A 19,948-nucleotide genomic window follows, 5' to 3' on the forward strand; every position below is an offset into this window, starting at 1 on the left:
ATGTGAAACATCCATTTTTCCTTTCCTTCTTTTTCTTACTTCTGCTCATATTTCAATCGAGTGTGGTTTTTGCAGAAGAAACGGAAAGAAAGGCGAAAGAACGAGATGAATCTGCGTATGAGTTAATGTCATACGCGGATGATGGCTGGTGGGATGTCGCAGCGAAAACAGGTTCGGCGACTGCAACTGCGGTGAAAAACTTTTTTTGGATGATCAATATTGTACTTTCACAAATCACGATGATGGTCGTTTATCAACTCTTTTCGCTCGATGTAGTGGACATGACAAAGGATGCCGTCCATGAAATAACAGCTGGAACTGCCGGCACCCTTACATTTAATTTTGGCTTGTTTGCACTGTCTGTAGCTTCCATTGGAATCGTTGTAAGATCCTATATTCAACAAAACTGGCAGGCGTTCTTTAAACTATTAACTCTAATTCTACTAAGCCTTACTCTCCTATTTTCCATTCAATCTAAGAAGTTCAATTATATCGACCTTGCACATGGTCTTTCTACATCACTAGAAAATGCTGTAATGAGTGTCAATCCAACTCTTAATGATGATGATGCTTTTCAGTTTAATAGCTTTGATAAGAACACAGCAAAAAATGTTTCTATTGGCATTGAGAATAAAGTATTTGATGCGTTAATCTATAAACCTTACCTACTACTACAGTATGGGACTACACAGGAAAAGAAGATACTGGCCGAAGATACTAATCGAATCAGTGACTACTTAAAAGCAGACCCAAGAATTGAGGAAGGGGTAAAACAACGAGAAGAAATTGCTCAGAAAGAATATGATCAATACGATAACAAAAATATCTTTGCGGGTAATGGATGGAAGCAAGCCGGTTACATTCTCGTTATGATACTTTCAACGGTTATACAAGGTGTCGTGTTTTTCTTTATCGCATTAATTCGTGTGATGCTGCAGTTCGCTTTTATCATGATGCTGCTTTTAGCACCCATCATGATTTTTATCAGTCTGTTTCCAAGTTTTGAAGCACTGGTTGGCAGATACCTGAAAGGGACAACCATTCTCATTCTTTTTAAGTCAGTGACGATGTTCTTTGTACTAGTGGCGACTAGTTTTATTTCATTGGGGTATGAGATGACAAACATGTCGGATGACATTTATTACAGAATCTTTATTCAAATCATGTTTTGTGTGGCAATCGTCTTCATGTACTCCAAGCGTCAGTTTGCTCTTAGTATGTTAGAGGGTGCTACACCAAATCTTCATCAAATGGGGGCATCTACTTTAAATCGTAAATCTATTAGTAAAGCAAAACGAGGTATGCAAGGTGCTGTTTCACAACTTCGTCAACCTATAAGAAGATTCTCAGCAATAAAAAATACAAATACCAATGATCAAGACAGCTCTTCAAGCAGACATTCAGGAAACGTTCATCCTATTCGTCCCAATGGAAAGACTAGTAGTTCCCATTCAAGAAGCTTTAAATATCCCAACCAACCCAAACAAGACACCGCTGTTGCCATGGAACAATCATCTTCCCATTCTTCATTCTTACCATCCCAATACCGGAAACCGAAGAAATTAAAACATCAATCATTCAATAAGGATGAACAGAATTTCTTAATGAAAAATAAGAAAACTTCACCATCCAATCAAATCACTAACCCTGACAAGAACGAGCAATTAAATGCACGTAAACAAAAAATAGAATCGATGACCTCTCCTAAACGGACTCAATCTTCAGCAAGAAACCCGTACCAAATAAAAGATAAGACTTTCGAAAATCAATTGGAGCAGACCCATGGAAAGTTAAATCGAACACCCCGACTTCGTTCGTCTAGCAAGGATTAGGAGGGATGCCAGTTGATAAGACAAGCTGTAGAAGTAAAAGTGAAGACAGCCATATGGGTATTGGTACTGAAATATCTGCTACCTATCATTCTATTTATTGGACTGCTTTTCGGAAGTGCCTTTATGGTATTAATGATGGCTGATCAATTATTTGGTGGTAAAAACAATACGTTAGAAGAAGGAACGGCTAATGTCAGTCAAAATGTCCTTAAACATAAAGCAACGGTAGAGAAATACGCAAAAGAATACGAAGTGAGCGAATATGTCAGTGTTCTACTTGCTATTATGATGCAAGAGTCGGGAGGAAAAGGTGACGATCCAATGCAAGCGAGTGAAAGCTTATGTGGAAGTGTTGGGTGTATTAAAGATACTGAAAAATCTATTGAGCAAGGTGTAAAGTACTTTTCTGCAATGCTTAAGGAAGCAGAGGGTGATTTGAAAACGACCATTCAAAGCTATAATTTTGGTAGTGGCTTCATCGACTATGTGAACCAAAATGGAGGGCAGTATACAAAAGAGCTAGCGATTGCATTTTCACAACAACAATATCAAAAGTTAGCACACACTGGACTTTATAGCTGCGTACGCCCTGAATCTTTAGCGGAGCAAGCTTGCTATGGAGATATTGGCTATGTGGATGCCGTTTTGCAGTACTATGATTACACTCTTCCTGCTTCAGGAAAGGGGGATTGGTCGTCTCCTATAAAAGGTTTGAAGAACGTAACCAGTGGATTCGGATGGAGAACTTGGTCTGATGGTAGCAAAGAGAATCATAAAGGTATCGACTTTGGTTGTATCAATCATGTAACACCTATTCATGCAGCAAGTGAAGGAAAAGTCGTTTATTCTGGTTTTCATAAAAATAAAAACGGAGCTGCAGGTTATGGGAATTTAGTTATATTGAAACATGGAGATAACTTATATTCCGGTTATGCTCACTTATCGGAGGCGAATGTTAGAAAAGGTGAATCGATCAAAAGCGGTCAGAATATTGGAGTTTGCGGTAGCACAGGAAATTCAACAGGTCCCCATCTCCATTTTGAAATTAAAGAATCCAAATGGAGTAATCACCTAAATCCACATACTCTACTGGGTTTATAGGGAGGAGGAAAATTTGAAACAGGAATTCATAGTAAAGACAGGTTTATTAGGTTTCACGATTATATTAATTCTACTTATCTGGTTCGGCTTTCGAACAATCGATCAGCAAGCTGTCCAAATTAATAGACTTACAAAAGAAGTTGAACGAAAAGAAGATCAAATACAATTTTTAAAAACCAATACTAGAATGAACGAAAAAGAAGTCAACGAAACTGAAAATGCAAAGATTGAAGAGAGCATTAATGTTTTTATACAGTCCATGTTTCATGTGAAAGATGATCAACTTGAACAAAGATGTGAAAAAGCAAAAACAGTATTAACACAAGAACTGTTCAACAAGTACTTTTCTACTGAAGAAGGGGAAAAGCTTCTCTATGAACATGAAGTCAATGATTCAAGGGTTTACATCAAAAATGAAGGTGAGAACAGTAGTGCTGTCGTTACATTTGAGGAGACTATAACATCTTTAGCTAATAATCAAAAAGAAAACTCTCGTATTACTTTGGAAGTCTTTTTACAAAAGGAAGGAGAGAAGTGGTTAGTCAATGGATTTGAACAATTAGATGCTGAACCATTATAAAAATGAAAGATGTCTTGCTAAAAAGGACATCTTTTTTCTTATATTTATTCAATGGGCCAGATATTAGAATAAGGGTTAGTTGAAAAGCAGGATGTTAAATGAATAATGTAGAATGTTCACCTAAAGCATAAGGGATGAATAAAGTTCCTTTTATGGCAGGGAGTAAATAATATTTTTACATTTTTTAGTCCTCCACTCAAGAATAACTCTTTTATGGGATAGTTTGTGTTAATTACCAATAGAAACAGTCAAATTTAGAAAGGATAAGAGGAAAAATGATAGGGGTGATTATTTAATTATGTTCTTTAACATTTTTGTTGCCTTCCTAGTTCCCTGGTCTATAATATTAATGTTTCACAAAAAAATGAATAAAGCACTTCTATTAACGATAGCTCCATTCGGAAGTGTATTAGCCTTTTTTGTTGATGAACTCGGTTTTTATTTTGGTTTTTGGAACGTAAAACCATTTGATGATGATACCATTGCTGAGCTGCCATTCAATTTAGGTTTATACAGTATCTTGGCATTCTTACTTATATTATTAATACGAAAATACAAAAAAGCTTTATTCACTATATTAGTTTTTTCTTTAGTAACAACAGGACTAGAGTTCATTTATCTAATAATTGGAAGGGTTGAATACAGTAACAATTGGAATATAGGTTGGACTTTTCTTTCATATCTTGCACCTTATTTTTTATTGTATTTTTACTATAAAGCTTTAGTAAAAAACAACGTTTTAAATTAGATTGCACTAACTTTGTGAATTCTTCAAAAAGGAGAAGTATACTATTTTATTGAACAAAAGGCGAGGTTTATTGAATCAGATCTAAAATAAAATTAAGCAAAAGGAGAATAGAGTGGTTATACAATCAAATATGTCCCCCCGAGCAATAGTTGAAGTTTGGGAAATGACGGCAGAAATTTTCAATAAATATCGTATCCCAATTATAAATCAATCCTTAGAAACATTAGTGGAAGAACAACATCTATCTATACTTCTTGAAAAATTAAATACTGCTGTTGGGAGCTCTACTGCAACTTGTATAGAGGGTGGCTGACAAATACCAATTAAAATGGGGTAGGTTACTCCTTATCAAAGATCTTCTTTTCAACTAACTGGTGCGATTGTTGAAGGTCAATAGCAAGAATTAAATTATTAGATGTACTTTTTAACCGAAAAATAAAAAGTATTTTCTCTTTCCTCTTTGTTCTCTTAAGTGTAATCGTTCGCTCATGAGATCAGTAAAGGGATGCTTCGCTATCTCTCCGCAAACTTTGTGAACTTTTTTGATAACACTCCAAAAAACTTGCACAAACTTCAAGTCCCTTGACAGCTCTTATCGCAAAGATTAGTTGGCCTTCAAACAAAGAAGGGAGCTGTTGAAGCATGGAAAAACTGTATGAAATTCTTCAAATCAAGCAAGTTATCGCAGAGGTGAGAGAAGGAGAGAGTCACATGATTCGTTCACCAATCGATGGAGCAAAGATTGCAGCTGCATTCATAGGAGATGAAGACAGGGAAGTATTTCTCGTGATGTGTCTCAATACGAAAAATAGAGTTGTAGCCGTCCACCGATGTCATGTAGGAGCTCTTAATTCAAGTATTGTTCACCCAAGAGAGGTATTCAAGGCGGCGATCTTAAACAACTCAGCTTCGATTATCGTCTCGCACCAGCATCCAAGTGGAGATATCACACCATCCGGAGAAGACATTGCAGTATCGAAGCGATTAGCAGAAGCCGGCAAGATGCTTGGCATTGATGTATTAGATCATCTGATAGTAAATGCCGATGCAGACTATACAAGCTTAAAAGAAAAAGGCTGCATGTAAAGCATAGAAGGAGGAGATGAAAATCTCTTCCTTTATTTCTTATTTTCTCAGAAATGGAATGTCCAAGTACCTTAAAGGAGAGAAAACGCTCCCCTTATCTTTACTGTGATTCACAATCGGAAATGCTTTGAAGCGCACAATAATGTGCTGACACAATAAAAGCAATACCAGCACAATTTAAGTTTTATTTTATACGTATGATGTTTACTAAATGGTGGTCTTTACCTTTACGATCCCATCAAAAAAGAGCATCGTATTAGATGCTCTTTTGAATTCTTTGCTATTTATTTACGAAAACGAGTTTTGAAAAAAAAATTATTGAGGCATTTGAGGAGTTTGTTCTTGCTTCTTCTCTAAGATCCCTTTTAGCTCTTTGTCATTAACCTTTACATTTGCATCTTTGCGAAGCTTCTCTACGATTTCAGTAATTGGTTTTGCTTTTTCTTGTTTTATTTGTTCTTCTATTTCTTTTTCTTTATCATTAAAAGTATTCTCTCGTTTATCAGTCACTTTAATGATGTGATAGCCATAATTAGATTTAATCGGATCGCTTACTTTATTTTTTTCTATTGTAAAAGCAACTTTATCAAATTCAGGTACCATGGCTCCTTTACCAAAAAAGCCAAGATCCCCACCTTTCATTTTTGATCCAGGATCTTTTGAATACTCTTCTGCTAGCTTTGCGAAATCTCCACCATTATTGAGTTTTTCTTTTACTTCTTGTGCTGTTTTTTCATCGTCAACAAGGATGTGACTAGCCTTAACCTCAGTTTTGAATTTTTCTTCAAATGCTTTCTTCATTTCTTCTGCTGAAACTTTCACGCCATCTGTTGTGGCTTTTTGGCTGACGAGCATAGTTTTTATACGATCTTCAAGTGCTTTTTCATCAGTAATTCCGTTCTGTTCAAGAAGCTTTTTGAACGCATCTTCCCCGCCAGATTCTTTCTTGATCTTTTCTATTTCTTTTTTTATTTCTTTGTCAGTTACCTTATACTTTTTTTCAAGTACCATCTGGTCAACCATTTGGCTAAGAACTTGTTCTCCGTATCGAGCTTTTAATTTAGCGTAAAGATCTTCATTCGTGATTTCTCCCACGTTCGACTCTACAATAGCTTCTGAATCTGAAGCTTCTCCAGAACTACAAGCTGACAATGCAAGGAGTCCTGTCATTAATCCTAACGAAAGCATCCATCTTTTCAATTATAAACCCTCCAAGGTCATTTTTTCTTAGTGTTTGTAGATATACCATAATCATTTTGGGATTCTAAACTGGGAATATGAGAGAAATTACAAAGTTTTTAAAGAGGGTTTTAAATTATCTTATTCAATCAAAAAGGCAATATACGCACACATAGAGAAGCCAGAGCTTACAATGAGTATTAACCAAAATACGGTGTATACAGTACTTTATCATTTATTCGAATTTAGGTTATCCATTTCATGTTTCCTTAACATAGCTTATTAGACCGGGACATTTATCGGTAATCGATTAATTAATAACATATAAAAACATTACACAAGTTGACTAAATTTCACGAATGTACTATGTTTATGAAAATAATGTTTCTATTAGAAAGGACTGTTTATTCTGTTTGCATATTCACATAAAGTGATGGCTTTTCATATAAAGACACATGTTAAAGAAAATGTTCAGTATGACTTAAACAAATCAACATTCTATTGGGCTAATATGAAACCAGATTTTGTTCCTGAACTTGCCAAACGAAAACATTATATAGAAGAGAGTTTTGATTTTGTCGTAGATAAAGTTGTTGCTCTTATTAATACACCAGCAATCCATTTATTAGATAAACAAAAACAAAAAAGAATTGAAATTGAAATGGGTGTCATTTGCCATTTTGTTACTGACTTTTTTTGCGTTCCACATAATCAAAGGTGGGAATTTAAAGATTACATGATACCTCACGTGAAGTATGAAGCAACATTAGATAATAAGGTAAAGACTTTGAATTTGGTAAATCGACTGACCTTGCCTGCGGTAAAGGATTACTCTAAAGAAAGCGTATCTTTTTTTCTGAAAGAATTGTTAGCAGAGTATGAATTGGAGAGCGATTACATGAGAGATGTAGTGTATTCAGTTAATGTTTGCAGTGCTTTATGCACTTTCATTCTGGAAAAAATTTATTCTAACACGGTCAGTAAAACAGCTTAATGACCGATATCTATCTAAAGAGATTTCAGAAAAAAATATATTTCTCCTAAAGGGGAGTAGCTTTTACAGTATAGTCGTCAATTCGGAGTTTACTCTCGGCTGTATTGGCAACACGCTGTTGTTAGCAAGACCTTTACCTGTTGGTAGAGGTCTTTTTTGAATTCTAAGACCTATGCCGCAAAATAGCATAGGTCTTTTTTCTTTCACTAGGCTGTTGCTAATGTTTTGTCACTATTGAAACTGGAAATTTATCTTTTAATATGGAGGGACCTATATGTTAATTAGAAAGTACACAGCATTAATTGGAATTGGTTCAGCGAAAATTGACTTATTGTTAGAGAAGGACACTTATTATCCTGGTGAGATTGTAGTCGGGCACTTCAATATAAACGGAGGGATTATCGAACAAGGAATTAGAAGAGTAGATTGCGATCTTATTTATCAAAATATAAATAAGCAGACGGAGCAAGTAATTAAGTCTTTCACTATTCATACTTCTACAATCATAAACGCAGACGAAGAAACTAGGATTCCATTTACCTTCGAACTGCCTTCATCACTTGTAGCGTCTCGACAAGAAGAGTCTTATTACTTTAAAACAAAATTAATTTTTAACGAAGGATTAAAGAGTGATGATGAAGATGTTATTAAAATAGTGTTCAAATCTTAAACTTTTTATATACGGCGTAAACAACAAGGTCATGCCTCTAAGTAGGCATGACCTTTCTATATCTACACAAAAATGGGGTTGGGATAAGTTCTATTTATCATATGTTCTTATAATAATGATATCAAACATGTAAAAGTTTTTTAACACGTTAAAAATTTATGAAGCAAACCGAAAAACAGCTTTAATACTCCGATGTAATAATAGGGGTGCCGATCGTTACGGTTGTATCATTATTATTACCGTTTGAAGTTCGATAAGAAATGTGTAGATTCATAAATTTTTGATTTCCTAATGGAATTTTTGATTTCCAAATCTTATTATAAGCAGATACTGATATGAAGTTTTTTTCATACAAACCCTCTACTGTATTTGCAGAGAACCGATTTAATAACTTTGTTGCTTCCGTTTTTAGTGGTTCCTTAAGCTTTTTAACACCTTCAACGGCGTAAAATACAGAAAAGCGATTCATTTCCGACTCGTATTCCTTTGAAATGCGATTCCATTCATTTCTGTTCCAGCCTTTACCAAGTACAGCGTATGTGACACTCAAATTATATCTATTATTTTCTACAGGATAAAAGATAATCAATATTCTCTCACTGACATTCCCTGTAAAATTTTTCCTCATCCCTATCATTTTATAGTGCTTTCCTTGTGAAGGTTCGATCGACCATGTAAATCCTTTTTGTTCAGTTTTAATTTGCTCTATTTTTTTATTAATTTCAATTTTGCTTTTCGTTTGAACAATAGGTTTCTTTATTAACATAGACCAATTTTTTATTTCTATTTCCTGTTTTTTTACCCCTTCTATTATATCCAACAATTGATTTTCCTTAAAGAAACTAAAAGCATTTTTCTCATTCAATAAAAAAATACCAAATAAAAATACAATTAAAAATAAATTCCTTCTCTTCTTGTTTAACATCGTATTCACCCCATAATTAAAGGATTACCAGCTAGAGATGAAATTATACAAGTTTACTAGATTCACTAACATTAAAATCATTCCATATTTTTGTGCGAAATATTTAGGATTTAACAAAGGGATCGACTTCTTCTTCCATTTGTTATTAGAAGGTCATAAACGAGAAGAAGAAAATCGAAGTAAAAAACAATGATTATATATGTTTATTTAAAAGTGTGCAGGAATGATCTTATAGATTGCTGAAATTATAAACAAAATAATAAGTGAATTTTATTTACTACTTTGTGAAAAGTGGCGAGACAACTCACTGCTTTTTTTATTTGTTTATATATGTATATATTGTGAACCGTCTATACGAGGGGCTTTTCTTTTATTACAATAACGTTGAAGCTAAACCGCTAACTGTTTAGGAGTGAGAAACTGTGAACATAAATAGAATAGTACCTTATCTGCTCGTTTTATGCCTTTTATTAGCTACGGCATGTTCAAAAGATGAGCCTAAGAAGAGCAATGCTGAACATAGCAATCATAAATCTGAATCAAGCAGTCAAAAGTCAGATCATGGGGTCTCAGATATTAGAGAAGAAACAAAGAACATGGAGACGCTTCCCTCTTTTTTATCTGAAAAACCAGAAAACATGCAGATTATCTATAAAGCTGCTGCTATGCATAAAGAGTTATTAGAGAAGATGCCCTGTTATTGTGGCTGTGGTGAAGAAGCGGGTCATAAGAATAACTACGATTGTTTTATAAATGAAAATAAATCAGATGGTTCTCTGGTATGGGATGATCATGGGACAAAGTGCGGAGTATGTTTAGAAATTGCCGCAAAATCCGTACTTGATTACAGCAAAGGCAAATCCATAAAAGAAATTCGAGAAAAAATTGACTCAACGTATGAAAAGGGATATGCAAAACCAACACCCACTCCAGAAATTTAAAGAAACAGGTGATTTTATATGAAAAAATTTGTGTTAATGCTTTGCTTACTTACGTTTATGGTACCAACTCTCACAAGTGCTCATACAGGACTAAAATCATCAAGTCCTGCAGATGGCGATATAGTGAAAGAGGAACTAAAAGAGATAACCCTTCAATTCGAAACAAAGGTTGAGAACTTAAGTACGATGAAGGTCGTTAAGGATGATGGGGAAGAGATTGAACTTGATTCCGTTAAGATCAAAGAAAAGTCAATGAGTGGCATGTTGCCTCGTTCATTAGAAAATGGCTCATACAAGATCCAGTGGAAGATAATCGGAACGGACGGTCATCCTATTGACGGAGAAATCCCGTTCAACGTTCAAGTCGAACAAAAAGAAAAAGTAGATTCACCAGTGGAAAACGAAACAGAAACGGATTCTGATAAACAAAAAGATGAAGAAAAAGGGTTAACCAAAGAGAATACAAAAAAGGATGAGGGTCTTAGTCCGATATTCTTTATCATCATCGGCTTTGTGATTGGCACTATCGTCTTTTTCTTCAGAATCAAGAAGATGAAGTCATGACCGGTTTCATTCCGTTCGCTGAATTCTTAAACTATGTTTTCTTTTCGTTACTCGTTGGACATGTGATTTTACAGTACGTTCCAGAATCCAAACAGCCGAAGATCATAACTTCTAGAACACTATTGCTAATCATGCCACTAGGGGTTTTACTCTTTTCCTTCGGCCCGGTACTTTATGTCATCAATTATTTTGCAGAGGATTTTGGTTTTAGACATACCACTTACTTGGTTCTCACACAATTCAACGTTGGAAAAGGCTGGATTATCACAGCGATTGTTTCTGTAATGCTATGGGTGACCTTATTCTTAAAAGGTTCCAAACACTTGCAAGCATTTTGGCTGCTCCTATTGATAGGTTCTGTAGGATATGCGAGCCATGTTGCCTCACTATCTTTTTGGTCAGGCTTTTTCCTTCATACGGTACATTTCTTAAGTGTATGCGTTTGGGTAGGGATTCTACTTCAAGTAGCTTGGTTTTCAAAGGAAGCAAAAAACTGGGCGAAGTTCTTAAGATGGTTTAATCCGGTAGCCATAGGATGTGTGGTTATCCTTTTTATGAGTGGCATCTTTATCATGTTTAAAGTCGTGGAACCAAGCGAATATCTTAACTCCTGGGCTATTCCATATGGTCAGATGTTACTGCTTAAACATATCAGCATAATCCCCGTTCTCGTGTTTGCTGTCATCAACGGGATACTGGCTAAAAAAACAAAGGCTGATTGGTCCTTTCAACCCCTTTCTTGGATGAGGATCGAAAGCCTTATATTATTGATCGTATTTTTCTTTACAAGTAGACTAGGAACCTTGTCACCGCCTCATGAATCGGTGGAGACCGCTCCATGGATGCTGCACTTCCTTGGAAGTAAAATACCGTCTTCTTTCCAAATTCAATTAGAACCAACCATGTTAGGTGTTATTTTAGGTTTACTTTCTGTATTGTTCTTGCTATTGATATTAATCAGCTTTAGAAAAAATGCGAAACCAGTTTTAGCCTTGTCCTTTGGTCTAGCTTTTATCGTGACTTTATATTTTGGTTTTATGTTTAATATAACTTTGTAGTGTTTTCCTTCGGCTGAAAAGCCGGAGGATGTTTTTATTTATGTGTATTAATTTTTATTTCTTCACACTTTATACAAATTTAACTGCTATATTTTCAATAAGGGTTTGAAATAAATGAGCAATATGTATAAGGTAATATTTTATTTAGGAGTGATCGAAGTTTGGCCACATTAGTTTTAAAGAAAAAAAATATGATAACGAAGGGTTAAAAATGAAAAAAAATCGATTTATTTACAGGAGTCTGATTCTAGGTGTTTTTGTACTAGTAATTGGATACACGCTCTATATAAACCTTTTTAAGGAAAAAAATTCTCTCGTTCAGGTTGGAGATCAAGCGCCTAATTTTGTATTGAAAGACTTGAACGGAAAATCTGTGAAATTATCTGATTATCGTGGCAAAGGAGTTTTCTTGAATTTTTGGGGTACTTGGTGTAAACCTTGTGAGCGGGAGATGCCTTATATGGAACGACAATATCAAAAATATAAAGATCAGGGGGTTGAGATTCTAGCCGTTAACATAGCTGAGTCTAACGTGTCAGTCAAGAACTTCGTAGATAGATACCACTTGTCTTTCCCAATTCCTATGGATAAAGATAGAGAAGTAACTAAAGCTTTTGGGATTGGACCGATACCCACAACGGTTTTGATTGATAAGAACGGAAAAATTGTAAAAAAGACTACCGCTAGCTTAAGTGAAAAAGACATCATTTCCTTTATGAATCAAATCGTACCTAAAGAGAAGAAATAAGTGCATTTTACTAGCTAAATGAATAAGAGAAGAAATTAAAAAAAGCCTCCCACTAAATTTTCGTGGGAGGCTTCTTTTGCATAAGTTGTTCTAGGGATGGCTATAAGATAACATTCATCTTCCATCTTTAATAGAAAGATGTAATTCTTTTTAAAAACGTTAATAAAGTGTGGCGGTTCAATGTTTATTTTGTGAAGACTTTCCGTTGCTGCAAGTTTGGATGCAAAAGTTTCATGTTTGAAGACCTTATCCTTATCATTAATAAGGTTAAATTATATCAATTTGAGCACCGTATAGAATGTGTAAGTTTATTAAAAGTTAATAAGGAATAGTTAATAAATAAACCATTACTAATTGAAGTGGAGGTAAATGATATGTCAGAAATACGTAAAATGCCTCGAGAGGAAGGAATAGATCATTCATTAAGTTTCATTAGAGAGGGTTATAGATACATTTTAAATAGACGTCAAGGCTTTAATTCTAATGTTTTTGAGACACGATTACTTGGAAAAAAAGCAATATGCATGGTCGGGATGGAAGCTACTGAAATTTTTTATGACCCTGAGAAATTCAAAAGGAAAAGTGCAGCACCAAATCGAGCAGTTCAAACATTGTTTGGGAAAAATGGTGTTCAGGCATTGGATGGACAAGATCACAAACATCGGAAAGAAATGTTTATGTCCATTATGACTACCCAAGGAATCCGAAAACTAACAAACATTACAAAAATTCAATGGATGACAGCTCTAAATAAATGGGAACGGAAAGACAAAATTACCCTCTATGAAGAAGTGAAGGAAATTATGTGCAGAACGGCGTGTCAATGGGCGGGAGTTCCTATAGAAGATGCTGATGTTAAAAAAATGACAAAAGACTTAGCAGCGATGTTCGAGACTCCAGCCGCAATTGGCCTTAATCATTGGCTTGGTAGACATGCACGTAATAACGTGGAGAAGTGGATTGTCGAGTTAATTAATAAGGTGCGTAATGGGAAAATAAATCCTCCAGAAGATACTGCTTTACATGTATTTACCTGGCATAAAGATCTAGAAGGAAAGCTTCTGGATATCAACACCGCTGCTGTTGAAGTAATCAATATCTTGAGACCAATTGTCGCGAACGCTATATTTATCAATTTCATAGCGCTCGCATTGCATCATTATCCGGAAGAAAGGAAAAAACTTCAATCCTGCTATAAAAAATATTTTCATATGTTTATACAGGAAGTGCGCCGATTCTTTCCATTTTTTCCTTGTGTTGCGGCACTGGTGAAAACAGATTTTGTCTGGAAGGGCTATGAGTTTAAAAAAGATACCTTAACATTACTTGATCTTTATGGTACCAATCATGATCCAGAAGTATGGGAAAGCCCTGATTTATTCAATCCGATGCGCTTTGCCAGATGGGAAGGAAGCCCTTTTAGCTTCATTCCACAAGGTGGTGGTGATCAATTTATGGGTCATCGCTGTGCTGGAGAATGGGTCACAATTGAAGTTATGAAAGTAAGTCTTGATTATCTGGTTAATCAAATGAAATATGAAGTTCCAGATCAGGATTTAAGTTACAGCTTGGTGAGCATGCCGAGTATTCCAAAAAGCAAAGTAGTAATAAAAAATGTTAAACCAAAGCTGACTACTGACTCTTGAATGGGGTTTTAATGTAACCTAATTAATTTATTGGATAATGCCTGTTTTTGCTAATAAGTTAAAAACGGGCTTTCTTATGTGGGAATCAATCCGTTCTAAACCATTTATGTGTGTCCAATTAATAAAAAAAACCTTAACCATACTTATTACAAACAACAAAATGAAAATGTTTATGGTGAATTATATCTGAACTACTCAAACAAAAGATGGTGCAACCACGACAAACTACATCAAATTGAGATTAAAGGGTTTCAAAATGCTGGAGTTACTCTTGAATGTTGACACGTCCTCTTCAATTTACATATAATACATTCAAATGGATGTTTGAATGTTTGGGATGAGGTGGATAAAAGTTGAAAAGTCAAGACGTATGCGAAGTAACTTGTTTTGACGAGAAAAAAGTTGTTCGAGTTAAAGATGAAATCAATAAAAGAAATTCGCTAAACGTAGCAAGTATTTTCAAAGCTCTCTCAGATGAAACAAGACTTAAAATAGCTTATGCACTTACACTTGAAAAGGAGCTATGTGTTTGTGATGTTGCTAACATCGTAGGAAGTACAACTGCAACAGCATCCCATCATCTAAGACATCTTAGGAGTATGGGCTTAATGAAATACCGAAAAGAAGGAAAACTGGTTTTTTATTCTTTAGATGATGAGCATGTAGTACAACTGATTAAAATTACTTTTACACACCAGGAGGAGGTGGAACATCGTGGAAGAAGCTTTAACGAAGCAAGGTAACAAAACTGTATACCGTGTGTCTGGATTCACTTGAGCGGGCTGTGCGAAAAAGTTCGAAACGAACGTAAAACACCTGGATGGTGTTTCAGATGCAAGTGTTAATTTTGGAGCATTAAAACTGACTGTATATGGAGAAACCACTATTAAATCAATCGAAAAAGCAGGAGCATTTGAGAATATCAAAGTTGTTCCAGAGAACGAGGAGTTTGAAAAAAATAATGAAGCAATTTATAAACGGCATGCTTCCCTAATCGCTTCTAGCATTTTTCTGATCATGGGTTGGCTTGCAGCTGAGATGTATGGGGAGAAATCGATCACTTCCATAATTCCCTATGTCCTATCAATTGTAATCGGTGGCTATCGACTGTTTATCACAGGATTTAAGAATCTTCTCCATCTTGACTTTGATATGAGGACTCTGATGACAATCGCGATTATCGGTGCTTCATTTATTGGTGAATGGGGAGAAGGGGCGATGGTTGTCATCCTATTCGCTATCTCAGAAGCCTTAGAATCCTATTCGATGGATAAAGCAAGACAATCGATCCGATCCTTGATGGATATAGCACCTAAAGAAGCGCTGATCAAGCGTGGTAACCAAGAACAAATGGTAAAGGTTGATGACATTGAGGTAGGGGATGTCATGATCGTAAAACCAGGACAAAAAATTGCCATGGATGGACGTGTAATAAAGGGAATCTCTTCTGTCAATCAAGCGGCAATTACAGGAGAATCCATTCCAGTTACAAAAGAAAAGGATGATGAAGTCTTTGCAGGCACACTAAACGAGGAAGGGTTGTTAGAGGTTGAGGTCACCAAACATGTCGATGACACGACAATCTCAAAAATTATTCATCTGGTTGAAGAAGCTCAAGCAGAAAGAGCACCTTCTCAGGCTTTCGTGGATCGGTTTGCAAAATACTATACACCAGCAATCATCCTTGTTGCCTTTCTTGTCGCTGTTCTCCCTCCCCTATTTGATGGTGACTGGCAGAAGTGGATCTACCAGGGATTAGCTGTTCTCGTAGTTGGTTGCCCTTGTGCGTTAGTCATATCGACACCAGTTTCTATCGTAACGGCAATCGGAAACGCTGCTCGGAACGGTGTATTAATAAAAGGCGGTATCCATTTAGAGGAACTTGGGGCGATTAAAGCAATAGCATTTGATAAAACGGGTACGTTAACGAAGGGGATACCTGTTGTAACAGATCTTAAAATTGAAAGTGACACTAAAGAGATATTCTCTCTAGTAGCCGCCCTAGAAAGAGCGTCTCAACATCCCCTAGCATCGGCAATTGTAAAGAAAGCGGATGATTTAGATTGCTCTTACCAACAGATTGATATTGAAAACTTTCAATCTATAACGGGTAAGGGTATCCAAGGAACCATTAACGGTATAACATACTTCGCTGGAAGTCCAACTTGGAGCAAAGAGCGCATCTTATCAGGAATAGAATCATTCACTGCTCAAATCAGTGAATTGCAAAACCAAGGGAAAACTGTAATATTATTTGGAAACGAAAATGAAATCTTAGCACTAATCGCCGTTGCAGATGAAATAAGAGAATCCAGTCTTGGAGTCATAAAACAGTTGCATTCTCAAGGAATCCAAAAAACAATCATGTTGACCGGGGATAATAAAGGTACTGCAGAAGCTATCGGGAAACTAGTAGGTGTTACAGATATTCAGTCTGAACTACTACCACATGAGAAACTTGGAACTATTAAAGAACTTCGTAAATCCTATGAAAAAGTAGCGATGGTAGGAGATGGTGTGAACGATGCTCCCGCCCTTGCAGCAGCAAATGTGGGGATAGCAATGGGTGGAGCAGGGACCGACACGGCATTAGAAACTGCGGATATTGCTCTTATGGCAGACGATTTAAGAAAACTTCCATTCGCCATGAAACTCTCCCAAAAAACATTAACGATTATTAAACAAAACATCACATTTTCACTTGGCATCAAGCTGTTAGCGTTGCTTTTAGTCGTTCCAGGCTGGCTTACTCTCTGGATTGCGATTTTTGCAGATATGGGTGCGACCCTAATCGTGACATTAAATAGTTTGAGACTTTTAAGTATAAAAGACAAGAATTAAATTACAAAACGCTTGGAGTAGGTTTTCCAAGCGTTTTTTTACTATTTATATTGAGCCATTATTCGTTGTCCAGCTGCAATTGAATGTTTTGCTCTAGATTGGTTAAAATGGATTCAACTAGATGGGGTTGCTGTTTGTAAATGGAATGTAATTGTTGGTTTGCCCGTAACAATCGTAAAGAAATGTTATCGTGCCTCCATTCGTTTGGAATATTTGGAAACAGATTAAGTTCATCATGTAATAATTGAAGATTAGTAAGTTTAATAGTAGTCGTCTTACCATTTTCAAGTTTACTTAAATACGATTTAGAAACCCCTAACTTATATGCAAGTTCCATTAAAGTCACATTACTTTGATTTCTATAAACCCTCATTCTCTGGCCAAAATCCCGAAACATTATTAGATCCTCCGTTTCTTTAGGGAATTTATTTAATCCTTTATAAGTTTAGCCTTTTAGGTGATTGTAAAATTATACTATATTTGTAATAAAAGACTGCTAAATTCTTAGCAGCCTCTAATGTTTTGATTATTTTTTTAGTGGTATTAATCTTTATTGTTTTGCGTTTTTCTTTCATCCTCATCCATAAGTTCATTGGTAGATTTTTTAAACTCTCTCAGTGTCGCTCCTACTGCTTTACCTAGTTCGGGTAGTTTTTTCGGCCCGAAGACGATGAGAGCAGCAGCTCCTACTAATACCAAACTTCCTGGTCCTAACATCGCTATCCCTCCTTAATATTTTACGAAAAACGCCGTAAAGTACATGATGAGCATCCCAACTGAGAATGCAGCTAGGTTTAACCAAGAGACAGATGGTTCTCTGAACTTTTTATGGTCTTCGATGAGCAACTTAGTGATAACAAAGATAACTTGCAGGATCGCACCTGCTCCAATTCCTAAGAATAATGCTCCCCAGATCGGAGAGAAGACAAAGCCTCCGAACCAAGTGCCCAAGATGGCGGGTGCCCCTGCGATCAATCCTAGGAGTACGAAGTCCCTAAACCGTGGTTTGGTCTTTAACAATGGTGCAGCGATCCCGATGCCTTCTGTGATGTTATGCAATGTGAACCCGATGATTAAAAAGGTTCCGAGTGCGGCTTCACCTAAGGCGAAAGAAGAGCCGATGGCAAGACCTTCACCGAAGTTATGAAGTCCTATCCCTGTTGCCATGAGTAAAGCTAAAGCATAAGGAGAATACCCTTTAGATTCCTGTTTCTTATGCTGATACTGGTCAAAGCCGATCAGAAGGAGGAAGGTAAGAGCAGCTCCGATGATGACCACCATGTTTCCTTGGAAGACAGATGGTGCTTCAGCTCCAATCTCGAATCCATCTGCTAATGTTCCGACGAAAAGGAACAGCAATAAACCAACCGTTAATGCTAATATTGCATTGATCCATTTACGTTTAAAACGCTTCATGAACGGATACCACAACAAGCCTAGTGTGATGGGGACGATCCCGACATAAAATCCGATAAAGCCATATTTCAAAAAGTTTTCCAAAGTCGGCTTGGGTGTTAACGTTGCAGCTGGAATCTCACCTTCCGTGATGATGCCGTTCTCCGTAATCAGTTTTATAGCATGAGGATCACCTTCGACCCAAGGATAATTGATCATGACGGTACCTTCGTCAAATCGCTTTAGTGTCTGACTAGGAGAGACCGTAAAATCCCATACCGAATCATCCACCATTACCTGTGAAATCTTTAGGGTTTCTGGTCCTGTGTTGCTCACATCCACTTCGAATCCAGAAACCGTTACTTGTATTCTTTCGATGTTTAAGACTTCAATCGGTGCGGCTGGATCTTGTTCAACACCAGCCCCGTTTTTTAACACCCAAGCTAATACGCCAACTAATAAAATCAACGGAATAAGTCCTGCAATCCACCATTTTGCTTTCATCTTCACCCCTCCTTTTACTCGACCTCAAAGAATCCCATCCAACCTAGTTCAGCGAATTCACTGACATGAGCATGGAACATATATTTTCCTTTGTATGGGAAACGGACTTCAACAATCCCGCGTTCACCTTGACATTGCATGATCGTATCAGTGAACTGGGAAGGGTTGTCGTCTCTTCCAGTCGGATAATACGTAAAGTAATTGGCATGAAGATGAAACGAGTTCAACAAATCAAATTCCGTTAGATTGCTCAAATAAATACGGACAAGCTCATCCTTTTTTATCTTTATCGGATGATTCATAAACGCGAACGCATAACCGTTCACGGTGTAAAATTCGTTCTCTCCGTCTAAATCCAAGTCAAAACCGTTCATCACCATGTTCAGTTCTATTGCAGGTTTTCTCGGTTTCTTAGGATCGATGATAAAGTTTCCATAAAGTCCTTTATGAATATGTCGTGCCAAAGGGAGTACATGGCAATGATAGATCTGTAATCCATAAGGCTTCGCTTCAAATTCATACGTGAAAGATTGACCTGGATAGATCGGATCTAACCCATCCATCTCGGGAGGATGGATGCCATGGAAATGAATCGAGTGCGGGTGACTGCCTTTGTTAACAAAGTTGAAACGCAGCATGTCACCTTCTGTACAACGGAATGTTGGTCCAGGGATGGTTCCGTTGTACGTCCAGCCTGGAAACTTGATTCCCTTAGCGATCTCGATCTCTTTATCAACCGCAACGACTTCGTACGTTCTTAGTGTTTGCCCATTCGGCAGGGTGCTGACTTTTCCATAATCAAATTCAGTAAGCAATCTCTCAGCCATCTTATAGCCGTTTGTTTTGGATTTATCCGACATGTTCGCGTGATTAGCATGACTATTCTTTTTCTTGTGATTGTTGTGAGATGAGGCGTTAACCGTTCCTGTAAATGGAGCAACCTTGTTCAAAAAATAACTTCCTGCAAGTCCAATGGCTCCGACAGATCCCATTTTCAAAATATCACGACGAGAGACTTGTTCCTTTTCTTCCAGTTCCTTATCCATACTTGACCTCCTCTTAAAAAGTTTCCCTTATGCAACTTTTATGATTAATAACTACACTTTATGCCTAATACAAGTATCCTGTCAATTGTT

At 36.5% G+C, this 19,948-nt stretch carries 21 protein-coding genes; 15 read left to right on the forward strand and 6 right to left on the reverse strand.

The window, feature by feature from the left end; translation table 11 throughout:
• The first annotated feature begins 2 nt into the window (after positions 1-2).
• The 6 genes from IHV10_RS12205 to IHV10_RS12230 all read left to right on the forward strand — a co-directional run bounded on the left by IHV10_RS12205 (position 3) and on the right by IHV10_RS12230 (position 5,347).
• Positions 3-1,832 carry a CD3337/EF1877 family mobilome membrane protein gene (locus IHV10_RS12205; protein WP_197129647.1) on the forward strand — a complete coding sequence of 610 codons (1,830 nt, stop codon included), beginning with the start codon at positions 3-5 and terminating at the stop codon, positions 1,830-1,832.
• 12 nt (positions 1,833-1,844) lie between these two features.
• Positions 1,845-2,933 (forward strand): lysozyme family protein, encoded by a 1,089-nt coding sequence (locus IHV10_RS12210; protein ID WP_197129650.1) that lies wholly within the window; start codon positions 1,845-1,847, stop codon positions 2,931-2,933.
• Positions 2,934-2,946: 13 nt separating this feature from the next.
• Positions 2,947-3,513 (forward strand): hypothetical protein, encoded by a 567-nt coding sequence (locus tag IHV10_RS12215; protein ID WP_197129653.1) that lies wholly within the window; start codon positions 2,947-2,949, stop codon positions 3,511-3,513.
• A 298-nt stretch (positions 3,514-3,811) separates the two neighbouring features.
• Entirely contained in the window at positions 3,812-4,261 is a 450-nt protein-coding gene (locus IHV10_RS12220) for a CBO0543 family protein (protein WP_197129657.1), read from the forward strand.
• Positions 4,262-4,373: 112 nt separating this feature from the next.
• A complete protein-coding gene (locus IHV10_RS12225) occupies positions 4,374-4,574 on the forward strand; it encodes a hypothetical protein (RefSeq protein WP_197129660.1) in 201 nt (66 codons plus the stop codon).
• Between the two features lie 329 nt (positions 4,575-4,903).
• Positions 4,904-5,347, forward strand: a complete 444-nt coding sequence (locus tag IHV10_RS12230; RefSeq protein WP_197129663.1) for a JAB domain-containing protein — start codon at positions 4,904-4,906, stop codon at positions 5,345-5,347.
• A gap of 315 nt (positions 5,348-5,662) precedes the next feature.
• On the opposite strand, the gene IHV10_RS12235 is transcribed toward IHV10_RS12230, so the two are convergent.
• Positions 5,663-6,547 carry a peptidylprolyl isomerase gene (locus tag IHV10_RS12235; protein WP_197129666.1) on the reverse strand — a complete coding sequence of 295 codons (885 nt, stop codon included), beginning with the start codon at positions 6,545-6,547 and terminating at the stop codon, positions 5,663-5,665.
• A 412-nt stretch (positions 6,548-6,959) separates the two neighbouring features.
• Between IHV10_RS12235 and IHV10_RS12240 the strand changes: the two genes are divergently transcribed.
• Together IHV10_RS12240 and IHV10_RS12245 are read left to right on the forward strand one after the other, a co-directional pair.
• Positions 6,960-7,520 carry a zinc dependent phospholipase C family protein gene (locus tag IHV10_RS12240; RefSeq protein ID WP_197130015.1) on the forward strand — a complete coding sequence of 187 codons (561 nt, stop codon included), beginning with the start codon at positions 6,960-6,962 and terminating at the stop codon, positions 7,518-7,520.
• Positions 7,521-7,794: 274 nt separating this feature from the next.
• The gene (locus IHV10_RS12245) at positions 7,795-8,190 is read left to right on the forward strand and encodes a sporulation protein (RefSeq protein ID WP_197129670.1); all 396 of its coding nucleotides are present in this window, start codon (positions 7,795-7,797) and stop codon (positions 8,188-8,190) included.
• A 181-nt stretch (positions 8,191-8,371) separates the two neighbouring features.
• On the opposite strand, the gene IHV10_RS12250 is transcribed toward IHV10_RS12245, so the two are convergent.
• Positions 8,372-9,115: a YwmB family TATA-box binding protein gene (locus tag IHV10_RS12250; protein ID WP_197129673.1), complete on the reverse strand. Its 744-nt coding sequence runs from the start codon at positions 9,113-9,115 to the stop codon at positions 8,372-8,374.
• A 422-nt stretch (positions 9,116-9,537) separates the two neighbouring features.
• Between IHV10_RS12250 and IHV10_RS12255 the strand changes: the two genes are divergently transcribed.
• The 7 genes from IHV10_RS12255 (at position 9,538) to IHV10_RS12285 (ending at position 16,913) form a co-directional block, all read left to right on the forward strand.
• Complete coding sequence (locus IHV10_RS12255) at positions 9,538-10,056, forward strand: PCYCGC motif-containing (lipo)protein (protein WP_312035280.1); 519 nt, start codon at positions 9,538-9,540, stop codon at positions 10,054-10,056.
• Positions 10,057-10,074: 18 nt separating this feature from the next.
• Positions 10,075-10,620: a copper resistance CopC family protein gene (locus IHV10_RS12260; RefSeq protein WP_197129676.1), complete on the forward strand. Its 546-nt coding sequence runs from the start codon at positions 10,075-10,077 to the stop codon at positions 10,618-10,620.
• On the forward strand, positions 10,617-11,678 hold the full coding sequence (locus IHV10_RS12265; protein WP_197129680.1) for a copper resistance D family protein: 1,062 nt from the start codon (positions 10,617-10,619) through the stop codon (positions 11,676-11,678). The genes IHV10_RS12260 and IHV10_RS12265 overlap by 4 nt, the downstream gene beginning before the upstream one ends.
• A 211-nt stretch (positions 11,679-11,889) precedes the next feature.
• Positions 11,890-12,426: a thiol-disulfide oxidoreductase ResA gene (gene resA / locus IHV10_RS12270; RefSeq protein ID WP_197129684.1), complete on the forward strand. Its 537-nt coding sequence runs from the start codon at positions 11,890-11,892 to the stop codon at positions 12,424-12,426.
• 374 nt (positions 12,427-12,800) lie between these two features.
• On the forward strand, positions 12,801-14,072 hold the full coding sequence (locus IHV10_RS12275) for a cytochrome P450 (protein ID WP_197129687.1): 1,272 nt from the start codon (positions 12,801-12,803) through the stop codon (positions 14,070-14,072).
• Positions 14,073-14,425: 353 nt separating this feature from the next.
• The gene (locus tag IHV10_RS12280) at positions 14,426-14,815 is read left to right on the forward strand and encodes an ArsR/SmtB family transcription factor (protein WP_197129690.1); all 390 of its coding nucleotides are present in this window, start codon (positions 14,426-14,428) and stop codon (positions 14,813-14,815) included.
• A complete protein-coding gene (locus IHV10_RS12285) occupies positions 14,787-16,913 on the forward strand; it encodes a heavy metal translocating P-type ATPase (protein WP_312035281.1) in 2,127 nt (708 codons plus the stop codon). The genes IHV10_RS12280 and IHV10_RS12285 overlap by 29 nt, the downstream gene beginning before the upstream one ends.
• A 58-nt stretch (positions 16,914-16,971) precedes the next feature.
• On the opposite strand, the gene IHV10_RS12290 is transcribed toward IHV10_RS12285, so the two are convergent.
• The 4 genes from IHV10_RS12290 to IHV10_RS12305 form a co-directional block, all read right to left on the reverse strand.
• A complete protein-coding gene (locus IHV10_RS12290; RefSeq protein WP_197129693.1) occupies positions 16,972-17,310 on the reverse strand; it encodes a helix-turn-helix domain-containing protein in 339 nt (112 codons plus the stop codon).
• Positions 17,311-17,456: 146 nt separating this feature from the next.
• A complete protein-coding gene (locus IHV10_RS12295) occupies positions 17,457-17,630 on the reverse strand; it encodes a twin-arginine translocase TatA/TatE family subunit (RefSeq protein WP_197129696.1) in 174 nt (57 codons plus the stop codon).
• Positions 17,631-17,642: 12 nt separating this feature from the next.
• Positions 17,643-18,812, reverse strand: coding sequence for a ZIP family metal transporter (locus IHV10_RS12300; RefSeq protein ID WP_197129699.1), 1,170 nt, complete (start codon positions 18,810-18,812; stop codon positions 17,643-17,645).
• Positions 18,813-18,826: 14 nt separating this feature from the next.
• Positions 18,827-19,858: a multicopper oxidase domain-containing protein gene (locus IHV10_RS12305; protein ID WP_370568612.1), complete on the reverse strand. Its 1,032-nt coding sequence runs from the start codon at positions 19,856-19,858 to the stop codon at positions 18,827-18,829.
• Positions 19,859-19,948: the final 90 nt, after the last annotated feature.

Source organism: Fictibacillus sp. 5RED26 (genome assembly GCF_015903895.1).
GTDB classification, from domain to species: Bacteria; Bacillota; Bacilli; order Bacillales; family Fictibacillaceae; genus Fictibacillus; species Fictibacillus phosphorivorans.

Coding starts and splice junctions, on each gene's coding strand:
- IHV10_RS12220 (WP_197129657.1), top strand. CDS start 3,812: ATGTTCTTTAACATTTTTGTTGCCTTCCTAGTTCCCTGGTCTATAATA.
- IHV10_RS12230 (WP_197129663.1), top strand. CDS start 4,904: ATGGAAAAACTGTATGAAATTCTTCAAATCAAGCAAGTTATCGCAGAG.
- IHV10_RS12240 (WP_197130015.1), top strand. CDS start 6,960: ATGGCTTTTCATATAAAGACACATGTTAAAGAAAATGTTCAGTATGAC.
- IHV10_RS12245 (WP_197129670.1), top strand. CDS start 7,795: ATGTTAATTAGAAAGTACACAGCATTAATTGGAATTGGTTCAGCGAAA.
- IHV10_RS12250 (WP_197129673.1), bottom strand. CDS start 9,115: ATGTTAAACAAGAAGAGAAGGAATTTATTTTTAATTGTATTTTTATTT.
- IHV10_RS12260 (WP_197129676.1), top strand. CDS start 10,075: ATGAAAAAATTTGTGTTAATGCTTTGCTTACTTACGTTTATGGTACCA.
- IHV10_RS12265 (WP_197129680.1), top strand. CDS start 10,617: ATGACCGGTTTCATTCCGTTCGCTGAATTCTTAAACTATGTTTTCTTT.
- resA (WP_197129684.1), top strand. CDS start 11,890: ATGAAAAAAAATCGATTTATTTACAGGAGTCTGATTCTAGGTGTTTTT.
- IHV10_RS12275 (WP_197129687.1), top strand. CDS start 12,801: ATGTCAGAAATACGTAAAATGCCTCGAGAGGAAGGAATAGATCATTCA.
- IHV10_RS12290 (WP_197129693.1), bottom strand. CDS start 17,310: ATGTTTCGGGATTTTGGCCAGAGAATGAGGGTTTATAGAAATCAAAGT.
- IHV10_RS12295 (WP_197129696.1), bottom strand. CDS start 17,630: ATGTTAGGACCAGGAAGTTTGGTATTAGTAGGAGCTGCTGCTCTCATC.
- IHV10_RS12300 (WP_197129699.1), bottom strand. CDS start 18,812: ATGAAAGCAAAATGGTGGATTGCAGGACTTATTCCGTTGATTTTATTA.
- IHV10_RS12305 (WP_370568612.1), bottom strand. CDS start 19,858: ATGGATAAGGAACTGGAAGAAAAGGAACAAGTCTCTCGTCGTGATATT.